16 protein-coding genes and 1 tRNA gene (1 of these 17 running past the window's edge) are annotated in these 15,203 nt (G+C 72.4%); 9 read left to right on the top strand and 8 right to left on the bottom strand.

Annotated elements, in window-relative coordinates:
• Nucleotides 1-53, bottom strand: a tRNA-Val gene (locus Q0L15_RS23060) (it extends 28 nt beyond the left edge of the window).
• Nucleotides 54-188: 135 nt separating this feature from the next.
• On the opposite strand from Q0L15_RS23060, the gene Q0L15_RS23055 reads away from it, so the two are divergent.
• Nucleotides 189-617, top strand: coding sequence for an SsgA family sporulation/cell division regulator (locus tag Q0L15_RS23055; protein WP_296607194.1), 429 nt, complete (start codon nucleotides 189-191; stop codon nucleotides 615-617).
• Nucleotides 618-632: 15 nt separating this feature from the next.
• Here Q0L15_RS23055 and Q0L15_RS23050 read toward each other — a convergent pair whose 3' ends face one another.
• Nucleotides 633-1,448 (bottom strand): aminotransferase class IV, encoded by an 816-nt coding sequence (locus tag Q0L15_RS23050; RefSeq protein ID WP_296607193.1) that lies wholly within the window; start codon nucleotides 1,446-1,448, stop codon nucleotides 633-635.
• Nucleotides 1,449-1,840: 392 nt separating this feature from the next.
• On the opposite strand from Q0L15_RS23050, the gene Q0L15_RS23045 reads away from it, so the two are divergent.
• Nucleotides 1,841-3,538: a methyltransferase domain-containing protein gene (locus Q0L15_RS23045; RefSeq protein WP_296607198.1), complete on the top strand. Its 1,698-nt coding sequence runs from the start codon at nucleotides 1,841-1,843 to the stop codon at nucleotides 3,536-3,538.
• Between the two features lie 233 nt (nucleotides 3,539-3,771).
• Nucleotides 3,772-4,380, top strand: a complete 609-nt coding sequence (locus Q0L15_RS23040) for a response regulator transcription factor (protein ID WP_296607192.1) — start codon at nucleotides 3,772-3,774, stop codon at nucleotides 4,378-4,380.
• Nucleotides 4,381-4,387: 7 nt separating this feature from the next.
• Here Q0L15_RS23040 and Q0L15_RS23035 read toward each other — a convergent pair whose 3' ends face one another.
• On the bottom strand, nucleotides 4,388-5,383 hold the full coding sequence (locus tag Q0L15_RS23035) for a hypothetical protein (protein WP_296607191.1): 996 nt from the start codon (nucleotides 5,381-5,383) through the stop codon (nucleotides 4,388-4,390).
• A 223-nt stretch (nucleotides 5,384-5,606) separates the two neighbouring features.
• Nucleotides 5,607-5,765, bottom strand: coding sequence for a hypothetical protein (locus Q0L15_RS23030; RefSeq protein WP_296607190.1), 159 nt, complete (start codon nucleotides 5,763-5,765; stop codon nucleotides 5,607-5,609).
• 225 nt (nucleotides 5,766-5,990) lie between these two features.
• Here Q0L15_RS23030 and Q0L15_RS23025 point away from each other — a divergent pair, with 225 nt between their 5' ends.
• On the top strand, nucleotides 5,991-6,224 hold the full coding sequence (locus Q0L15_RS23025; RefSeq protein ID WP_296607189.1) for a hypothetical protein: 234 nt from the start codon (nucleotides 5,991-5,993) through the stop codon (nucleotides 6,222-6,224).
• A gap of 4 nt (nucleotides 6,225-6,228) precedes the next feature.
• Here Q0L15_RS23025 and Q0L15_RS23020 read toward each other — a convergent pair whose 3' ends face one another.
• Nucleotides 6,229-6,873: a TetR/AcrR family transcriptional regulator gene (locus Q0L15_RS23020; RefSeq protein ID WP_296607188.1), complete on the bottom strand. Its 645-nt coding sequence runs from the start codon at nucleotides 6,871-6,873 to the stop codon at nucleotides 6,229-6,231.
• A 58-nt stretch (nucleotides 6,874-6,931) separates the two neighbouring features.
• Here Q0L15_RS23020 and Q0L15_RS23015 point away from each other — a divergent pair, with 58 nt between their 5' ends.
• The gene (locus tag Q0L15_RS23015) at nucleotides 6,932-7,477 is read left to right on the top strand and encodes a cupin domain-containing protein (RefSeq protein ID WP_296607187.1); all 546 of its coding nucleotides are present in this window, start codon (nucleotides 6,932-6,934) and stop codon (nucleotides 7,475-7,477) included.
• 17 nt (nucleotides 7,478-7,494) lie between these two features.
• Here Q0L15_RS23015 and Q0L15_RS23010 read toward each other — a convergent pair whose 3' ends face one another.
• On the bottom strand, nucleotides 7,495-8,124 hold the full coding sequence (locus Q0L15_RS23010; protein ID WP_296607186.1) for a hypothetical protein: 630 nt from the start codon (nucleotides 8,122-8,124) through the stop codon (nucleotides 7,495-7,497).
• Between the two features lie 166 nt (nucleotides 8,125-8,290).
• Between Q0L15_RS23010 and Q0L15_RS23005 the strand changes: the two genes are divergently transcribed.
• Genes Q0L15_RS23005 through Q0L15_RS22990 form a run of 4 tightly spaced genes read left to right on the top strand, consistent with a single transcriptional unit; the run spans nucleotide 8,291 to nucleotide 12,734 of the window.
• Nucleotides 8,291-8,863 carry a 2-oxoacid:acceptor oxidoreductase family protein gene (locus Q0L15_RS23005; RefSeq protein WP_296607185.1) on the top strand — a complete coding sequence of 191 codons (573 nt, stop codon included), beginning with the start codon at nucleotides 8,291-8,293 and terminating at the stop codon, nucleotides 8,861-8,863.
• On the top strand, nucleotides 8,856-10,061 hold the full coding sequence (locus Q0L15_RS23000; RefSeq protein ID WP_296607184.1) for a transketolase C-terminal domain-containing protein: 1,206 nt from the start codon (nucleotides 8,856-8,858) through the stop codon (nucleotides 10,059-10,061). The genes Q0L15_RS23005 and Q0L15_RS23000 overlap by 8 nt, the downstream gene beginning before the upstream one ends.
• A complete protein-coding gene (locus Q0L15_RS22995; RefSeq protein WP_296607183.1) occupies nucleotides 10,058-11,098 on the top strand; it encodes a thiamine pyrophosphate-dependent enzyme in 1,041 nt (346 codons plus the stop codon). Before Q0L15_RS23000 ends, Q0L15_RS22995 begins: the two co-directional genes overlap by 4 nt.
• Before the next feature lies 1 nt (nucleotide 11,099).
• Nucleotides 11,100-12,734, top strand: a complete 1,635-nt coding sequence (locus Q0L15_RS22990; protein ID WP_296607182.1) for an NAD(P)-binding protein — start codon at nucleotides 11,100-11,102, stop codon at nucleotides 12,732-12,734.
• Nucleotides 12,735-13,050: 316 nt separating this feature from the next.
• On the opposite strand, the gene Q0L15_RS22985 is transcribed toward Q0L15_RS22990, so the two are convergent.
• Entirely contained in the window at nucleotides 13,051-13,353 is a 303-nt protein-coding gene (locus Q0L15_RS22985) for a hypothetical protein (protein WP_296607181.1), read from the bottom strand.
• Between the two features lie 312 nt (nucleotides 13,354-13,665).
• Nucleotides 13,666-15,203 (bottom strand): ATP-binding protein (locus tag Q0L15_RS22980; RefSeq protein WP_296607180.1); only part of this gene is annotated, 1,538 nt, incomplete at its 5' end.

The raw sequence follows: 15,203 nt of genomic DNA, 5'->3' as shown, positions 1-15,203 counted from the left end.
ACCAGTGACCTCTTCGGTGTGAACGAAGCGCGCTACCACTGCGCCAATCGCCCGAGCTGTGCGCCGCCGTCAAGGCGGTGCGGTCGGAGACTCTAGCGCACCATCCCGGCGGGTTCACATTCGGTGTCGCCTCGGCACGAGGGTCCATGAATCGCGTCACGTCTCCGTCGCACGCCCGTCTCTCCTGCGTGACGCAGCCGCAGACCCGTGTCCTGTCCCAGGACCTCACGCTCCAGATCCTCGACGCCTGGGGCCGCTCGGTCGACCTCCCGTCCACCTTCGGGTACGACGCGGCCGATCCGTGGGCGGTGTGGATCACCTTCCGCGGGCCGCGCGACACCGTCCGCTGGGCGGTCGGCCGCGACCTGCTGCTGCAGGGCCTGACGGACCCGGCCGGCGAGGGCGACATCCAGCTGTGGCCGAGCATCGACGAGGCCGGACGCGCCGCCGTCGTCATGGAGCTCTGCTCCCCCGACGGTCGCCTCGTGACGCAGTTGCGCACCCACGACCTCTACCGGTTCCTGACCCGCACCCTGGCCCTGGTGCCCGTGGGCGCGGAGTCGATCGACCTCGACGACCTGGTCGCCGAGATCACTCGCGCCACTGCGGCGGAGTAGCCCGCCCGAGCCGGGTCAGAGCAGCTCGGGCTCGCGCCGTCGCCACACCTCACGCACCTCGGTGGTGATCGGACCCGGCGCGGGCAGCTCACGGTCGTTCCAGCGATCGACCGCCTGGACGTCGCGGGTGGTCGAGACGAGGAAGACCTCACTGGCTCGCTCGACGACCTCGATGGGCTCGTCGACCTCGCGCCCGCCGTACCACTCCAGCACCAGGGCCCTCGTCACGCCGGCGAGGCACCCGCTGGCCAACGTCGGCGTGCGCAGCTCGCCGTCGAGGACGTAGAAGACGTTGGAGCCCGTGCCCTCGCACAGGTGGCCTGCGAGGTTCTCGAAGATGGCCTCGCTCGCGCCCCGCTCACGGGCGGCGGCGAGGGCGACGACGTTCTCGGCGTACGACGTCGTCTTGAGACCGGCCAGCGCCCCGCGCTCGTTGCGCGGGTAGGGCACCGTCGCGACGCTGGTGGTGTCCGGCCAGGCGCTCATGGCGTCGAGCACGACGATCACGGTCGGTGCGGCGTCGCCGCGCCCCGACCCGAGTGGCGCAGGTCCCCCGGTGACGGTGATCCGGAGACGGCCCAGCGTGAGCGGCTCCCCGCCGAGGACGGCAGCGACACCGCGGCGTACGGCGTCCTCGTCGACCTCGGGCAGCCCGAGCCCGCGCGCCGAGCGGTGCAGTCGCTCGAGGTGCCGGTCGAGCGCGAACGGCCGGCTGTCGACGACCTTGATCGCCTCGAACACCCCGTCGCCGACGGTCAGGCCGTGGTCGGTGACAGGGACCGCGGGGGCGGTCGCGTCGGGCAGGAGGTCACCGTTGATCCAGGCGCGCATGCGGCAACTCTAGGAGGCTGCCCGGGCGCGCCAGCCGGCGCCTGCACCGTCCGCGACGCGCCGTCAGGGGGCGGATTTTGCATGGTCTGGGGCATCGGCTACTGTTCTCACGCACGCCGACCGGGAGACCGGAACGGATGCGCAAGCGGACGTAGCTCAGTTGGTAGAGCGCTTCCTTGACACGGAAGAGGTCACTGGTTCAAACCCAGTATCGCCCACCAGTAGCAACGCCCCCTGTCGCGCGACAGGGGGCGTTCTGCATTTCCGACGGCGGACGCCCGTCGCGCCGGTTCGCGGGCGGTGGTTACCGTGGGGCCGCAGCCCGGTGAACGCCGGGCGAGGAGCAGGTGGCGCCCTGGTGGCGGCCCGCTCCTCCGATCTTGGGGGTGGAGATGTTCAATCGAGCTCGTCGTCGCGGGGCGCCGGAGGCTCCTGCCTCGGCGCGGGTCCAGATCACCGGGATGGTGGAGGCGTTCACCGAGGACGAGGTCCGGGGCTGGGTGTCGGTCCCGGCCGAGAGCGCACCCACGGAGGTCGAGCTGCGGCTGGGCGCCATGACCGTGAGCACGACGACCGCGACCCCGGACGGTGCCATGTCCGCGGCCCGCAGGGGGAAGCACGGCTCGCAGACGCCTTCGTTGCCGTCGCCGAAGGGCGACCGCAGGAACAGCAGGCGGCAGATCCGCACCTTCACGTTCGCGATCTCCCAGCTCTGGGAGTACGCACCCAAGGGCACCCCGCTGCGCGTCGTCGCCGACTACCAGGTCCTCCCCATCCACGGACACGGGATGTTCCTGCGCGCTCCTCGGTCGGGAGGCAAGACTCCAGAGGATCTCCAGAAGCAGTTCGACGAGGGTCGTCTGCTGGGCCGCACCGGACTGGTGCAGGTGTCCAAGCAGCTCGACGAGGCCTGGCAGTCCGCGGTCAGCTCGCTCTACGAGTCCACGCGGCAGGTCCTCGCCGACGAGTTCGGCTACGACCTGTTCATCACCTACGGGACGCTGCTGGGCGCCGTGCGCGAGGGCGGCTTTCTGGCGCACGACAACGACTACGACGCGAGCTTCGTGAGCTCGGCGAGGACGGGGCCCGAGGCGGCCGACGAGATGGTGCGGATCGCGAAGGTGCTCATCTCGCAGGGCTACCGCGTGGGCGCCATGGGCGGCGGGCTCCACGTGGTCGACCCCGCCCGTCCCCACGACCGGATCGACATCTTCCACGTCTACTTCGACGCCGACGGCGTGCTGCAGCACCCGTTCGGCTACGCCGGCAGCCAGCAGGTCACTACCGCGCAGTGGCAGGGCACTCGCGAGATCGAGTTCGTCGGGCGCCCGGCCCTGGTCCCGGTGTGCGCCGAGGACCTGCTCGCCACGTTCTACGGCGACGACTGGCGCCTCCCCAAGACAGGCTTCAAGTGGAGCGTCGAGAAGCGAGGTAACGACCGCACCGGCGTGATGACCCCGCCCCGCATCACCGAGGTCTACTGGGCCGACTACTACGCCCACAACGGCCACGCCGACGCCTCGTCGTTCGCACGGTTCGTCGACGAGCGCCTGGGCTCGACGTCGGGCACGGTGATCGACGTCGGTTGTGGCGACGGTCGGGACTCGATCTACTTCGCGACCCGCGGAAGGACGGTCGTCGGCCTGGACCGCGCGGGCGTCGCGATCGAGCATGCGCGTACGAAGGCCGCCGACGCCCACCTTGATCGAGCGCGCTTCGTGGTGTGCGACCTGGCCGACGGCGAGGCCCTCGCCGAGGCTCTCCGGGCCGAGCACGAGCGTCCGGTGGTCTTCTACAGCCGCTTTGTGCTGCACGCCATCGACGCGCCGACCCAGCGCGCCCTCCAGGACGCGATCGACGCCCGGGCGCGCTCGGGTGACCTGTTCGCCGTCGAGTTCCGCACGGACAAGGACGAGGCGCGGGTCAAGACCCACCCCCATCACTACCGGCGCTATCAGAACGCCTCGGAGTTCCTGGCCGACCTGCGCGAGCGCGGCTGGGTGGTCGACTACGACGTGGAGTCGGCCGGGCTGGCGCCGTGGGGCGACGAGGATCCCGTCCTGTGCCGGGCAGTCGCTCGGCGTCCCTGACCACCCCGCAATGGCCCCGCGATGGCCCCGACGGGCAACGGCCTGACAGACGCAGCGAGCCCCGCCGGTGTCTCGGGTCACCGGCGGGGCTCACTGAGAAGATTACGGGCACGGATCGACCGGGACCAGCAGAATGCCGCGTCTTGCGGGAACGTAGAGGTTCGGCCACGCCGGCCGCGGGTACCGCCTCTGCGCCGAGCTGAAGAGAAGGCCAGAGCAGAGAGCAGGTTCCCGTGCAGCCAGTCCGGTTGGCGCTGTCCAACGACTACGAGGTCGTCCTGCGGGGACTGGCCGCCATGCTCGCAAACCACTCCGACCGGGTCGAGGTGGTCGAGCTCTCGGGGGCGGCCCAGATGTCGGAGGAGGTCGACGTCATCCTCTTCGACACCTTCGGACGGATGCCGGACGAGGACGAGAAGCTGGCGGAGATCGTGGCCGCCAACGACGCCCCTGTCGTGCTCTACAGCTGGCACACCTACCCCGAGGCGGTCGGGCGGGAACGCGGCGCGACCGGCTACCTCCACAAGGGCCTCTCCGCCGAGGAGCTCGTGGACGCGATCGTCGCGATCCACGAGCGGCGGCCGTCGACGCCCCGCCGCCCGGACGGGGAGGCGATGCCCGCCTGGCCGGGTCAGGAGCACGGTCTCTCGGCCCGCGAGTCCGAGGTGATCGCGTTCGTCGCCCAGGGCATGACCAACGATGAGATCGCCCGGCGCTCCTACCTCAGCGTCAACACCGTCAAGACCTACCTGCGCACCGCCTACCGCAAGATCGGGGCCCAGCGCCGCTCCCAGGCCGTCGCCTGGGCACTGCAGCACGGGTTCCGCCAGATCGAGGACTGAGGGAGGCTCAGGCAGTCGCCTCCACCGACACCCGACCGGTGGCTGCGCCGATGGCCTCCGACGTACGACGGGAGGGCAGCCAGGACACCCAGCGAGCGGTGGCCGGGTCGGACCCGTAGGCGAGGAGGGCGAGGAACACGCCGTAGACGGGCAGGTGGCCGACCAGCTCGGTCTGCCCGAACAGGATGAGCGTCGCGTTGAACGGCACCGCAGCGACCAGCACGGCGACCTGCGGCAGCGCACCGGAGATGACCAGCAGCCCGAAGAGCAGCTCGACCGACCCGGCCACGACGATGAAGGTGTCGGTCGACATCGGGATGCCGACCAGGTCGAAGACGTTGAGCGCCGGGTAGTCCTCGAGGGTCTTGGTCGCCAGCGCCGGGTTGGTGAACTTCTCGGTGAAGGCCAGGGCGATGAGCGCAACGCCCACCCCGATGCGCATGGCGAACAGGCCCCAGCGCACGGCGTCCGCGCTCGGCTCGACCGCTCCGTGGCGGTCCGCCCCCGGCGGGACGATCACCAGGAAGGCCGCGACCGCGGCGAGGTTGGCGCACTCGAGCAGCGCGACCGGGCTGGAGACCAGGGCCAGCACCGGGCCGAAGGTGAGCACCATGGCGGCCGCCGGGCGCACCCGGTAGCCGCTGACCAGCCAGATGCCGAGGCCCGCCTCGGCAAGCAGCAACGCGGTGCCGGCGACCGAGTCGAGCTCGTCGATCGCGGGGGTGAGGAACGCACCGGTGGCCGCCAGCGCGAGCAGGGCGACGCCCAGGTGGATGCCGAGCAGCCGCGGGATCCACGGCGTCAGCCGCCCGATCGGCGCCAGCACCCGGAGCTCCGGGCTCGGCAGGCGGGTCGCGACGGCCCGCCACGCGACGGTCACGACCACCATCACCGCCACCAGGGCCAGCGGCAGCGGGGAGAAGAAGAAGCCCCAGTCGTGTCCGGCTGAGGACTCTTCGAACCAGGTCTCGTGCGTCGGCAGGAGCGCGGCGAGGGCGTGCATCGGGGCCTCTCTTCATGAGGTCGTGGTGCGGTGGCGAGCTGACACGCAACACTCACACGGCCCGTCCCGTGGCGCCCCGAGTCACCCGGCCCCTCCTCGGGTGCCGGAGGGCCTTTGGTCCCGGGACCCTCGGACCGCCGGCGCACGGTGGTCCGAGCCGAGGACCGCGCCGTCACTCCGGCGAGCTGAGGGTGCTCCCGACGGCGGCAGCGGACGGAGTGCCTCAGCGGCCTCCGTGGCGTGACCACAACCAGCGGCGCCCGACCCGGTTGGCCGAGGTGTCCGTGTCGTGGTAGCCGAGCACGTCGCTGCGGCGCACGACGAACCAACCCAGTGCCGCAGCAAGTGCCACGCCTACCACGACGGCGACGGCGTCGAACATGACCCCCTCCTCGCGGGGATGGGTGCGCGTGGGGCGCGTCCCGGTGACGTCAGTGTGCCTGCCCAGACACTGTCGTGCATCGACCGCGGGCGCCGTGCTTTCCCGAGCCGGCCCGGGGATCCGGCGCCGAGGAGGGACCCCCTAGCGAGGCCCGCTTCTCAGGACCGACGCCCGACCTGGCACAGCCGCGTCACGCGACTCGAACACATGTTCTACTCTGGGTCGGTGGGGGCAGCCGATCGCGACACCGGACAGCGCGGCCACACCGCGCCGCGCCACGTGTGGGTCAACGTGACGCGCAACCCCGTGCACCGCTCCCCCGGCGTGCTGCTCGACTGGCGCCGCTGCCCCGACGGCCGCTGGGAGGCGCTGGTCGCCTGGGCCGAGGGCGGCGGCAACATCCGCCCCCGCGCTCACCTGGAGTGGGTACGCCGGGAGCACGTCAGCCCGGCCGGGTGAGGCGCTACGGCTCCGCAACGAGGAGGGTGCGCGTCCAGACGTCGGCGACGAGGTCGGCGTAGGCCTGTGGCGCGTAGCCCGCTCCCGCGAGCAGCCCGAAGTACTCCGGCGAGTTCATGGACCACACCAGGTCGGCCACCTGGTCGTCGGTCAGGTCGGGCCGCAGCCGGCCGGTAGCGCGCAGGTCCGCGGCGAAGAGACCCATGTTCGCTCGCCGGCGCCGGACGATCGCCACCCGCATCTCCCGGCACTCGGGCTCCCGCGCCTCGCGCAGGGCGCGATCGAGCGGCACGGTGCGCGGCAGCAGCTCGGCCAGCGCGTCGGCGTAGATCCGGATCTTCTCCTCGGCCGTCGCGGCCCCGCGGATGCGACGCACGTAGTCGCGCTCCTCGGCGCGGACGGGCTCGTCGGTCGAGCCCAGGACCATGTCGTGCACGGCGAGCAACAGCTGCGGCTTGCGCCCGACGCTGGCGTAGACGGTGTCCACGGACACGCGCGCCCGGCGCGCGACGTCGGCGACCGACGTGGCGGCGTAGCCGGAGCTCGTGAACAGGTCCCGGGCGGCAACGAGCACCGCCCGGCGGGTCGATGCGGCCTGTTCCTGGCGGGCCGCGGAGACGTAGCGGCGGGTCTTGACGGCGTCAGGCATGCCGCCTAGCGTAGCAATATTCATCCGAACTTCATTCGGATCAATTGAGGTGGTCGCTATGCGCGAGACCGACGAGCACGACCCCACGAACGAGACCGTGGCCGGCGCGGGCAGTGAGACGGCCGTCGCATGCGCCCCCGGCGCCGGGCGCGGCACCTGGGCGATGGGCTCGATCTTCGAGCACCTCGTGGGCCCCGAGCAGACAGGCGGAGGTCTGGGCGTCGCCGTCGTCACCCAGCCACCGGGCATCGCCACGCCTCTGCACCGCCACCAGCACGAGGCCGAGGCGTTCTACCTCCTGGACGGCGAGATGACCTATGTCGCCGGCGAGGAGCGGTTCGAGCTGGCCGCCGGCTGGTTCATGTACCTGCCGCGCGGGCTCCCCCACGCCTTCCGCATCCGCGGCTCGCGCCCAGCCCGGTTCCTCGCACTCACGGTGCCGGGCGGCCTCCTGCGGCTGTACGACGAGGTCGGCGTCCCGGCCACGGCGCTGCGCGTCCCGCGTGAGGGCGAGGGCCGGCCGATGGCCGAGGAGATCGGCCGCTGGGCCGAGGTGGGTCCGCGCTACGGTCTCGAGGTGCTGGGCCCGCCGATCCCGGAGTGAGTGGGTGAGCGGTCCTGCTACCGGCCCTGAGCGCCCGGCCGGCTGCTCGGCCGGCTCCCGGGCCGGGTCTCGGCGGTCTCGGCGAGCCAGGAACGGAAGCCGCGAGGGTCGCGACGCTCGAGCTCGTCGAGCAGCCGGGCGCGCTCGGCGACGACCCGCAGCACGTCCTCGGTCGTCGCGTCCGCCTGGTGCACCTCGTCGTACGACGAGCGCCACCGCTCGGCGATCTCGCGCTCGCTGAGGCGGGTCGGGTCGTCGACGGCGCGGGCGGCCGACGAGCCACGCAGGCCACGCAGCATCAGCTGGACGATCGGCGGGGCGGTCATCGTCACGGCGACGAGCACGACCGCGGTCCAGCCGCCGATGATCGCCGGGAGCCCGGCGACGACCGCGGCACCGGCGGCGCCGTACCGGGCACCGACCGTGCTGGCCACGCGCCGGTCGCCGTCCGGCTCGACCCAGGCCACACCGAACGCGGCACCGAGCACGGCCAGGCACACGGTGATGCCGGCCAGCGGCGCCCAGCCGATCTCGGCGGCTCCCGCCACCACGCCGACGCCGGTGAGCACGACGACGACCGCGTTCCAGAACACGCGGTAGCGCCGCCGCGCCCGGCTCTCGAAGACCCGTTCCGGTGTACCCGTCATGCCTTCACCATCCGCCCGCACCCTCGGGGTCGGCAGGGCCGAAAGTGCGCCGGGCGTGGGACGTCCGTCCTTCGGGACCGCGGAAGCCCACAGAGGGGCAGAACGTCGCGGGGCCCGGGGACCTTCGGCCCTGCGACCTGCGAGCGGCCGGGGCGAATGTAATGGCGTGTTCAACGTCCGGTTCCACGGCCGCGGTGGCCAAGGTGTCGTGACGGCGGCGGAGATGCTCTCCGCCGCCGCTTTCGACATGGGGCTGCACGGCCAGGCGTTCCCGACCTTCGGGTCCGAACGCACCGGCGCCCCCGTCGTGTCCTTCTGTCGCATCCATGACGACCCGATCAGGTTCCACGAGCCGATCGCCGTCCCCGACGCACTCGTCGTCCAAGACCCCACGCTCCTGCACGTGCTCGCCGTGCTCGAAGGCGCCAGCCCGGTGACCTACCTGCTGGTGAACACCTCGCGCTCGTTCGCCGACATCGGCCTCGAGGGGTACGTCGACTGGCTCGCCCCCGGCCGAGCAGCCACGCTGCCGGCCACCGAGATGGCCCGTGAGGTCCTGGGCCGGCCGATGCCGAACACCGCACTGCTCGGGGCCTTCGCCGCACTCACCGGGGTCGTCACGCTGGAGGCGGTCACGACGGCGATCCGCCAGCGCTTCGCGGGCGTGCTCTCCCCCGACATCATCGAGGCGAACGTCGAGGTCGCCACCCGAGCCCATGGGGTGATCTGCCATGTTTGAGCAGCTGGAGGGGTCCAAGGCGGTCGCGAAGGCGGTGGCCCGGTGCCGGCCGCGCGTGATCGCGGCGTACCCCATCTCGCCGCAGACCCACATCGTCGAGGCGCTGTCCGACTTCGTCCGCGACGGCGAGCTGACCGGCTGCGAGTACCTCATGGTCGAGTCGGAGTTCGGCGCGATGTCGGCCTGCATCGGCGCCTCCGGCGTCGGCGCACGGACCTACACCGCGACCGCGAGCCAGGGTCTGCTGTTCATGACCGAGGCCCTGTTCAACGCCTCCGGCCTCGGGCTGCCGATCGTGATGACGGTCGCCAATCGAGCCATCGGCGCCCCGATCAACATCTGGAACGACCACTCCGACTCGATGTCGCAGCGCGACTCCGGCTGGGTCCAGCTCTTCGCCGCCTCCAACCAGGAGGCCGTCGACCTGCACGTGCAGGCGTTCGTCCTCGCGGAGCGGCTCTCGCTGCCGGTGATGGTGTGCATGGACGGCTTCGTGCTCACCCACGCCGTCGAGGACGTCGACCTGCCCGAGCAGGACCAGGTCGACGCGTTCCTGCCGCCGTTCGTCCCCCGCCAGCGGCTCGACCCCCGCGACCCGATCACGATCGGGTCGATGGTCGGTCCCGAGGCGTTCACCGAGGTCCGCTACCTGATGCACGACCAGCAGCTGGCCGCCCTCGACGAGCTCCCCCGCATCGCCGCGGACTTCCAGGCCGCCTTCGGTCGCGACAGCGGCGGCCTCGTGCACCCCTACCGCACCGAGGACGCCGACGTCGTCGTGGTCGCGCTGGGCTCGGTGCTCGGCGGCGTCAACGAGGTCGTCGACGCGCTGCGCGAGGAGGGCGTGGCCGCCGGCTCCCTCGGCATCTCCTGCTACCGCCCCTGGCCCGCCGACGCGGTCCGGGAGGCGATCGGCTCGGCCCGCACGGTCGTGGTGGTCGAGCGGGCCTTCGCTCCCGGTGTGGGCGGGGTGGTCAGCCAGGACGTCCGTCTGGCGCTGCGTCCCCTCGCCGCGCCCGGTCCTGCCGTGTACGACGTCGTCGCCGGTCTCGGCGGCCGCCCGGTCACCCGCACCGCGCTGCGGCGCCTGCTCGACGACGTCGTCGCCGGGCGGCTCGACCCGCACGGCCTGCACTTCCTCGACCTCGACCACGACCTGCTCGAGCGGGCCGGCACCCCTTGGAGGGGGACCTCATGACAGGCGACGTGACGGACCTCAAGCTCTACCAGGTCGGCACGTTCGCTGCCGGCAACCGGCTCGTCGACCTCGAGCTGCGCTCGGTCCAGGCGCACGCCGACCGGGCCAACTCGATCACCTCGGGACACCGCGCCTGCCAGGGCTGCGGCGAGGCGCTCGGCGCGCGCTACGTGCTCGACGCGGCGATGCGGGCCGCCGGCGGCGACATGGTCGTCGCGAACGCCACGGGGTGCCTGGAGGTCTTCTCCACGCCGTACCCCGAGTCCTCGTGGCAGGTCGCCTGGTTGCACTCCCTGTTCGGCAACGCCCCCGCGGTGGCCTCCGGCATGGCCGCGGGCCTGCGTGCGCTGGGCCGCGAGACCCGGGTCGTGGGCCAGGGCGGCGACGGTGGCACCGTCGACATCGGCTTCGGCTGCCTCTCGGGCATGTTCGAGCGCAACGACGACGTGCTCTACGTGTGCTACGACAACCAGGGCTACATGAACACCGGCGTGCAGCGCTCGGGAGCGACTCCCCCGGCCGCCCGCACCGCCAACACCGGCACCGCCGGGCCCGAGCCGGGCAACGTCTTCGGCCAGGGCAAGTCGGCGCCGCTGATCGCGATGGCGCACGAGATCCCCTACGTCGCGACCGCCACGGTCGCCGACCTGCGCGACCTGGAGCGCAAGGTCACCAAGGCGATGAGCATGCGCGGCGCGCGCTACCTCCACGTGCTGGTGCCCTGCCCCCTGGGCTGGGCCGCCGGCCCCAGCGACACCATCAAGCTGGCCCGGCTGGCCGCGCAGTCGGGGATCTTCCCCGTCTTCGAGGCGGAGCACGGCGAGGTCACCGCCGTCACCCCGATCCGTCGCCAGGTCCCCGTCGAGGAGTACCTCCGCCTCCAGGGGCGCTTCGCGCACCTGTTCGGCAAGCGCGCCCGGCCCGACCTCGTCGCGCGGATCCAGGCCGGCGCCGACCGCAACATCGCCCGCTTCGGCCTGATCGACGCCGACACCGAGACCCAGACCTCCACCGAGCCAGGAACCGGGAGCGACTGACATGGACCACCCGTTCGCCATCACGCTCGACGTGGGGACCAGCCGGGCCAACAAGACCGGCTCGTGGCGCACCGAGCTCCCGACGTACGTGCACAACCAGCCGCCGTGCAACCAGGGCTGCCCGGCCGGCGAGGACGTCCGGACCTGGCTCTACGAGGCCGAGGAGGGCGGCGACGCCTACGAGCGCGCGTGGCGCAAGATCATGGAGGTCAACCCGTTCCCCGCGGTCATGGGCCGGATCTGCTACCACCCCTGCGAGACCGGCTGCAACCGCGGCCAGGTCGACGAGGCCGTCGGCATCAACTCCGTCGAGCGCTTCCTCGGTGACGAGGCGCTCCGGCAGGGCTGGACGGTCGGCGTGGACCAGCCCTCGAGCGGTCTGCGGGTGCTCGTCGTCGGCGCCGGGCCCTCCGGCCTGTCGGCGGCCTACCAGCTCGCCCGGCTCGGGCACGCCGTCACCATCGTCGAGTCGGCTCCCAAGCCCGGCGGGATGATGCGCTACGGCATCCCGGAGTACCGGCTCCCCCGCGACGTCCTCGACGCCGAGATCCAGCGGATCCTCGACCTCGGCGTGCACCTCGAGCTCGGCGTGACGGTCACCGACCTCGACGCGACCATGCGCGAGGGCCGCTACGACGCCGCGTTCCTCGCCGTCGGCGCCCAGATCGGTCGGCGCGCCTACCTGCCGGCCGGCGCCGCATCGCACGTGGTCGACGCCGTCAGCCTGCTCCACCAGCTCGGCGACGGCGAGCGCCCCCTGCTCGGGCGTCGGGTCGCGGTCTACGGCGGCGGCAACACCGCGGTCGACGCCGCTCGCACCGCCATGCGGTTGGGTGCCGCCGACTCGGTGGTCGTCTACCGGCGTACCCGCGACAAGATGCCGGCCCACGACGCCGAGGTCCGCGAAGCCGAGGAGGAGGGCGTCCGCTTCACCTGGCTGTCCTCGATCACCCAGGTCGAGCAGGGCTCGTTGACCATCGAGCGGATGGAGCTCGACGAGACCGGCTTCCCGCAGCCCACCGGCGTCACCGAGGAGCTGCCCGCCGACTCGCTCGTGCTCGCGCTCGGCCAGGACACCGACCTGCGCTTCCTCGAGGGCGTCGCCGGCATCGAGGTCGACCACGGTGTCGTCACCGTCGACGACCAGATGATGACCGGCCGCCCCGGCGTGTTCGCCGGCGGCGACATGGTGCCCGACCAGCGCTCGGCCACCGTCGGCATCGGCCACGGCCGCCGCGCGGCGGCCGGCGTCGACGCCTGGTTGCACGGCCGGTCCGTGCCGCGGACCGAGGTGCGGGCGCCAGCCGCCTTCGAGGCGCTCAACACGTGGTACTTCGCCGACGCGCCGCGTGCCCACCGTCCTCTGCTCGAGGCGGCACGCCGCTCCTCGACGTTCGACGAGGTCGTGCAGTCGCTCGACGCGGACCACGCGCTCTACGAGGCACGCCGCTGCATGTCGTGCGGCAACTGCTTCTCGTGCGACAACTGCTTCGGGGTCTGCCCCGACAACGCCATCTCCAAGACCGGGGACCCGGACGCGCCGTACGCGATCGACCTCGACTACTGCAAGGGCTGCGGGCTGTGCGCCGCCGAGTGCCCGGCCGGTGCGATCCGGATGGCGCCCGAGGAGATCTGACTGCTCACCGTTGCGGGTGTCGGACCGGCTCGTCGCCCGGCGGGGTCGTCGAAAGGTCACAGACGGCAGGTTGGGAGCGCTCCCCGATGTCGCCTGTGACCATTCCGTGGACCCCCGTCGACGCCCGGCGGGGGGGTGACCAGAGGTCGGCGTCCTCCCGATAGGCGCCAACGCGTGCGGAGCCAGGCGGGTCAAGGGCGGCGAAGCCGCCGCAGGGCACCCTTGAGGCGCCTGGTGGAGGACGAACAACGGCGCCACCGGGAGGACACCGACCCCCCACGAGCAACTGTGGGCACGCGCAGAGCGACTCAGCGGGTCAGCGGGCCTCGACCGGCGGACCGCCGGCGCGCAGCCACCGGTCGTAGCGGACCGGGTCGCGCTGCTCGAGCGCGTCGAGCATCAGGCCGCGTAGCACCACGAGCTGCTGGGCGCGGCGCGGGTCACGAGCGGCCTGGAGGGCGTCGCCGGAGAGGTACCAGGCAGCCGTGAGCTGCTCCGCGGTGAGCCGAGCGACCAGCTTGCGCTGGACCTCGACGTCGGCGGCGGGGTCGAGTCGGATCGGCTCGACCTGCGCGCGCGGCGCGCGCGGGCGCGGGCGCGGCTGCCATGGGAACTGCACGACTCCACCTCCTGTTCTCTGCTTCCAGCCTGCGCGCTGAGGCCGGGAGACAGGAGGGTCGATGGTCCTAGGACCAAGGGACCTGCGACCGAGAACACCGCCGCAGGCGCTCGACGAGGACAGGGAGTGGCCCGCGGGCAGCGACGACCGCGGGCCGCCTCCCTGTCGACGTAGCGCTCTCCGGGATCCGTCGCCCGGAGCCGGAACACCCCGGCGTCTCGGGTCACCGACGTGCTCCAGGACGACTCTAGGCAGACATCGCGTCGCCGCGTTGCCGGTTGAGCGAATCTGGAGGAATGGTCAGGACCGGGATCAGTCGTACGCCGGCAGCGTGAACTGGAAGACCGACCCCCGGCCGGCGGGGTTCGGGGCCGCGACGATGGTGCCGTCGTGCCGGGAGATGATCCGGCGCACGATCGCCAGGCCGAGCCCGCTGCCCTCGTAGTCGCGGTAGTGAGCCCGGTGGAACTCCTCGAACACCCGCTCGCGCTCCGCCTCGGGGATGCCGATCCCGTTGTCGGCGACGTGCACGGTGACCAGGCGCGCGTCGCTGCGGCAACCGCGGACGACCACTTCGGGGGCCACCCCGGGAGCGACGTACTTGAGCGCGTTGCCGATCAGGTTGTCCAGCACCTGGCGCACGAGCACCGGGTCGGCCAGCACCGGCGGGATCGGCTCGGCGCGCACGGATCGCTCGGCGTGCCGTGCGGCCGCGACCTCGGCGACCAGGTGCTCGATGTCGACCCGGCTGACCTCGAGGTCGCGCTGGCCGCTGGTCGCGTGGGCGAGCAGGTCGCGGATCAGCTGGTGCATGCGCCGGGAGGACGAGCGGACCCGGGAGACGAACTGCCGGTTGAGGTCCGGGGTGAGGGTGCCCGCGTCGAGCTCGTCGGCCAGCATCTCGGTCCAGCCGTCGATCGCCGCGAGCGGGTTGCGCAGGTCGTGCGCGACGACGCCGGCGAAGGCCGACAGCTCCTCCCGCCGGGCGTGCTCGGTGGAGATGTCGCGGAAGAGCACCAACGCCCGGGTCCGCCCGCGCAGCTCGTCGCGCGGGAGCGGGATGGCCGAGACCGAGACGATCCGCTCGGTCCCGTCGGTGCGCGTCACCCTCATCTCGGCGTCGTGCACGGCCTCACCGCGCAGGGCCCGGCTCGACGGCCGGTCCGAGAAGGCCACCGGCGTGCCGTCGGCCCGATGACCGGACTGGACGACCAGGTCGGACCAGCGCAGCGCCTCGGTCGGCAGCCCGAAGACCTCGGCAGCGGCCGCGTTGTGCACCAGCAGCTCGCCGGCGTCGTCCATGACGAACAGGCCCTCGGTCATCGAGTGGATCACGGCCTCGCGGACGCTGGCCTGGTAGCCCGCCTCCTCCTGGGCGCTGCGCAGCTCGGCGGTCAGGGCCTGCCGCTCGTCGCGGCCCGTGGCCAGGGCCAGCCCGGTGATCACGATCGTCGCGACGTAGAACTCGGCGAGCAACGAGCCGACCTCGGCGCGCTCGACCGCGGCGAAGGGGCCGATCCCGGTCATCGTGAGTGCCTGGGTCGCCACACCGACCACGAGGGAGTGCGCTGCGCTCACCACCGTGGAGAACCGGAGCCCGAACCACACCGTCGCCGCGAGCAGCGGGAAGACGAGGGGCAGGTCGTCGAAGGAGAACGCGAGGCCGTACATGGCGACGCTGAACGCCGCGGCCGCGGTCAGCTCGACCAGGGTGGCGTCGCCGCGCAGCGGGGGCCGCGGGCGCGGCCGGGAGCGCCAGTGGCCGAGGAGGATCCCGAGCGTCACCACGACGAGCGCACCGACCAGGTTGCGCCCGAAGAACAGCGCCCCGGACATCGGCTCGGGCGTGC

Origin of the sequence: Nocardioides sp. (genome assembly GCF_024509035.1) — a bacterium.
Lineage (GTDB): Bacteria > Actinomycetota > Actinomycetes > Propionibacteriales > Nocardioidaceae > Nocardioides.
The sequence above is the reverse complement of the archived record's forward strand: the minus strand, read 5'-3'. Positions and strand labels throughout refer to the sequence as shown.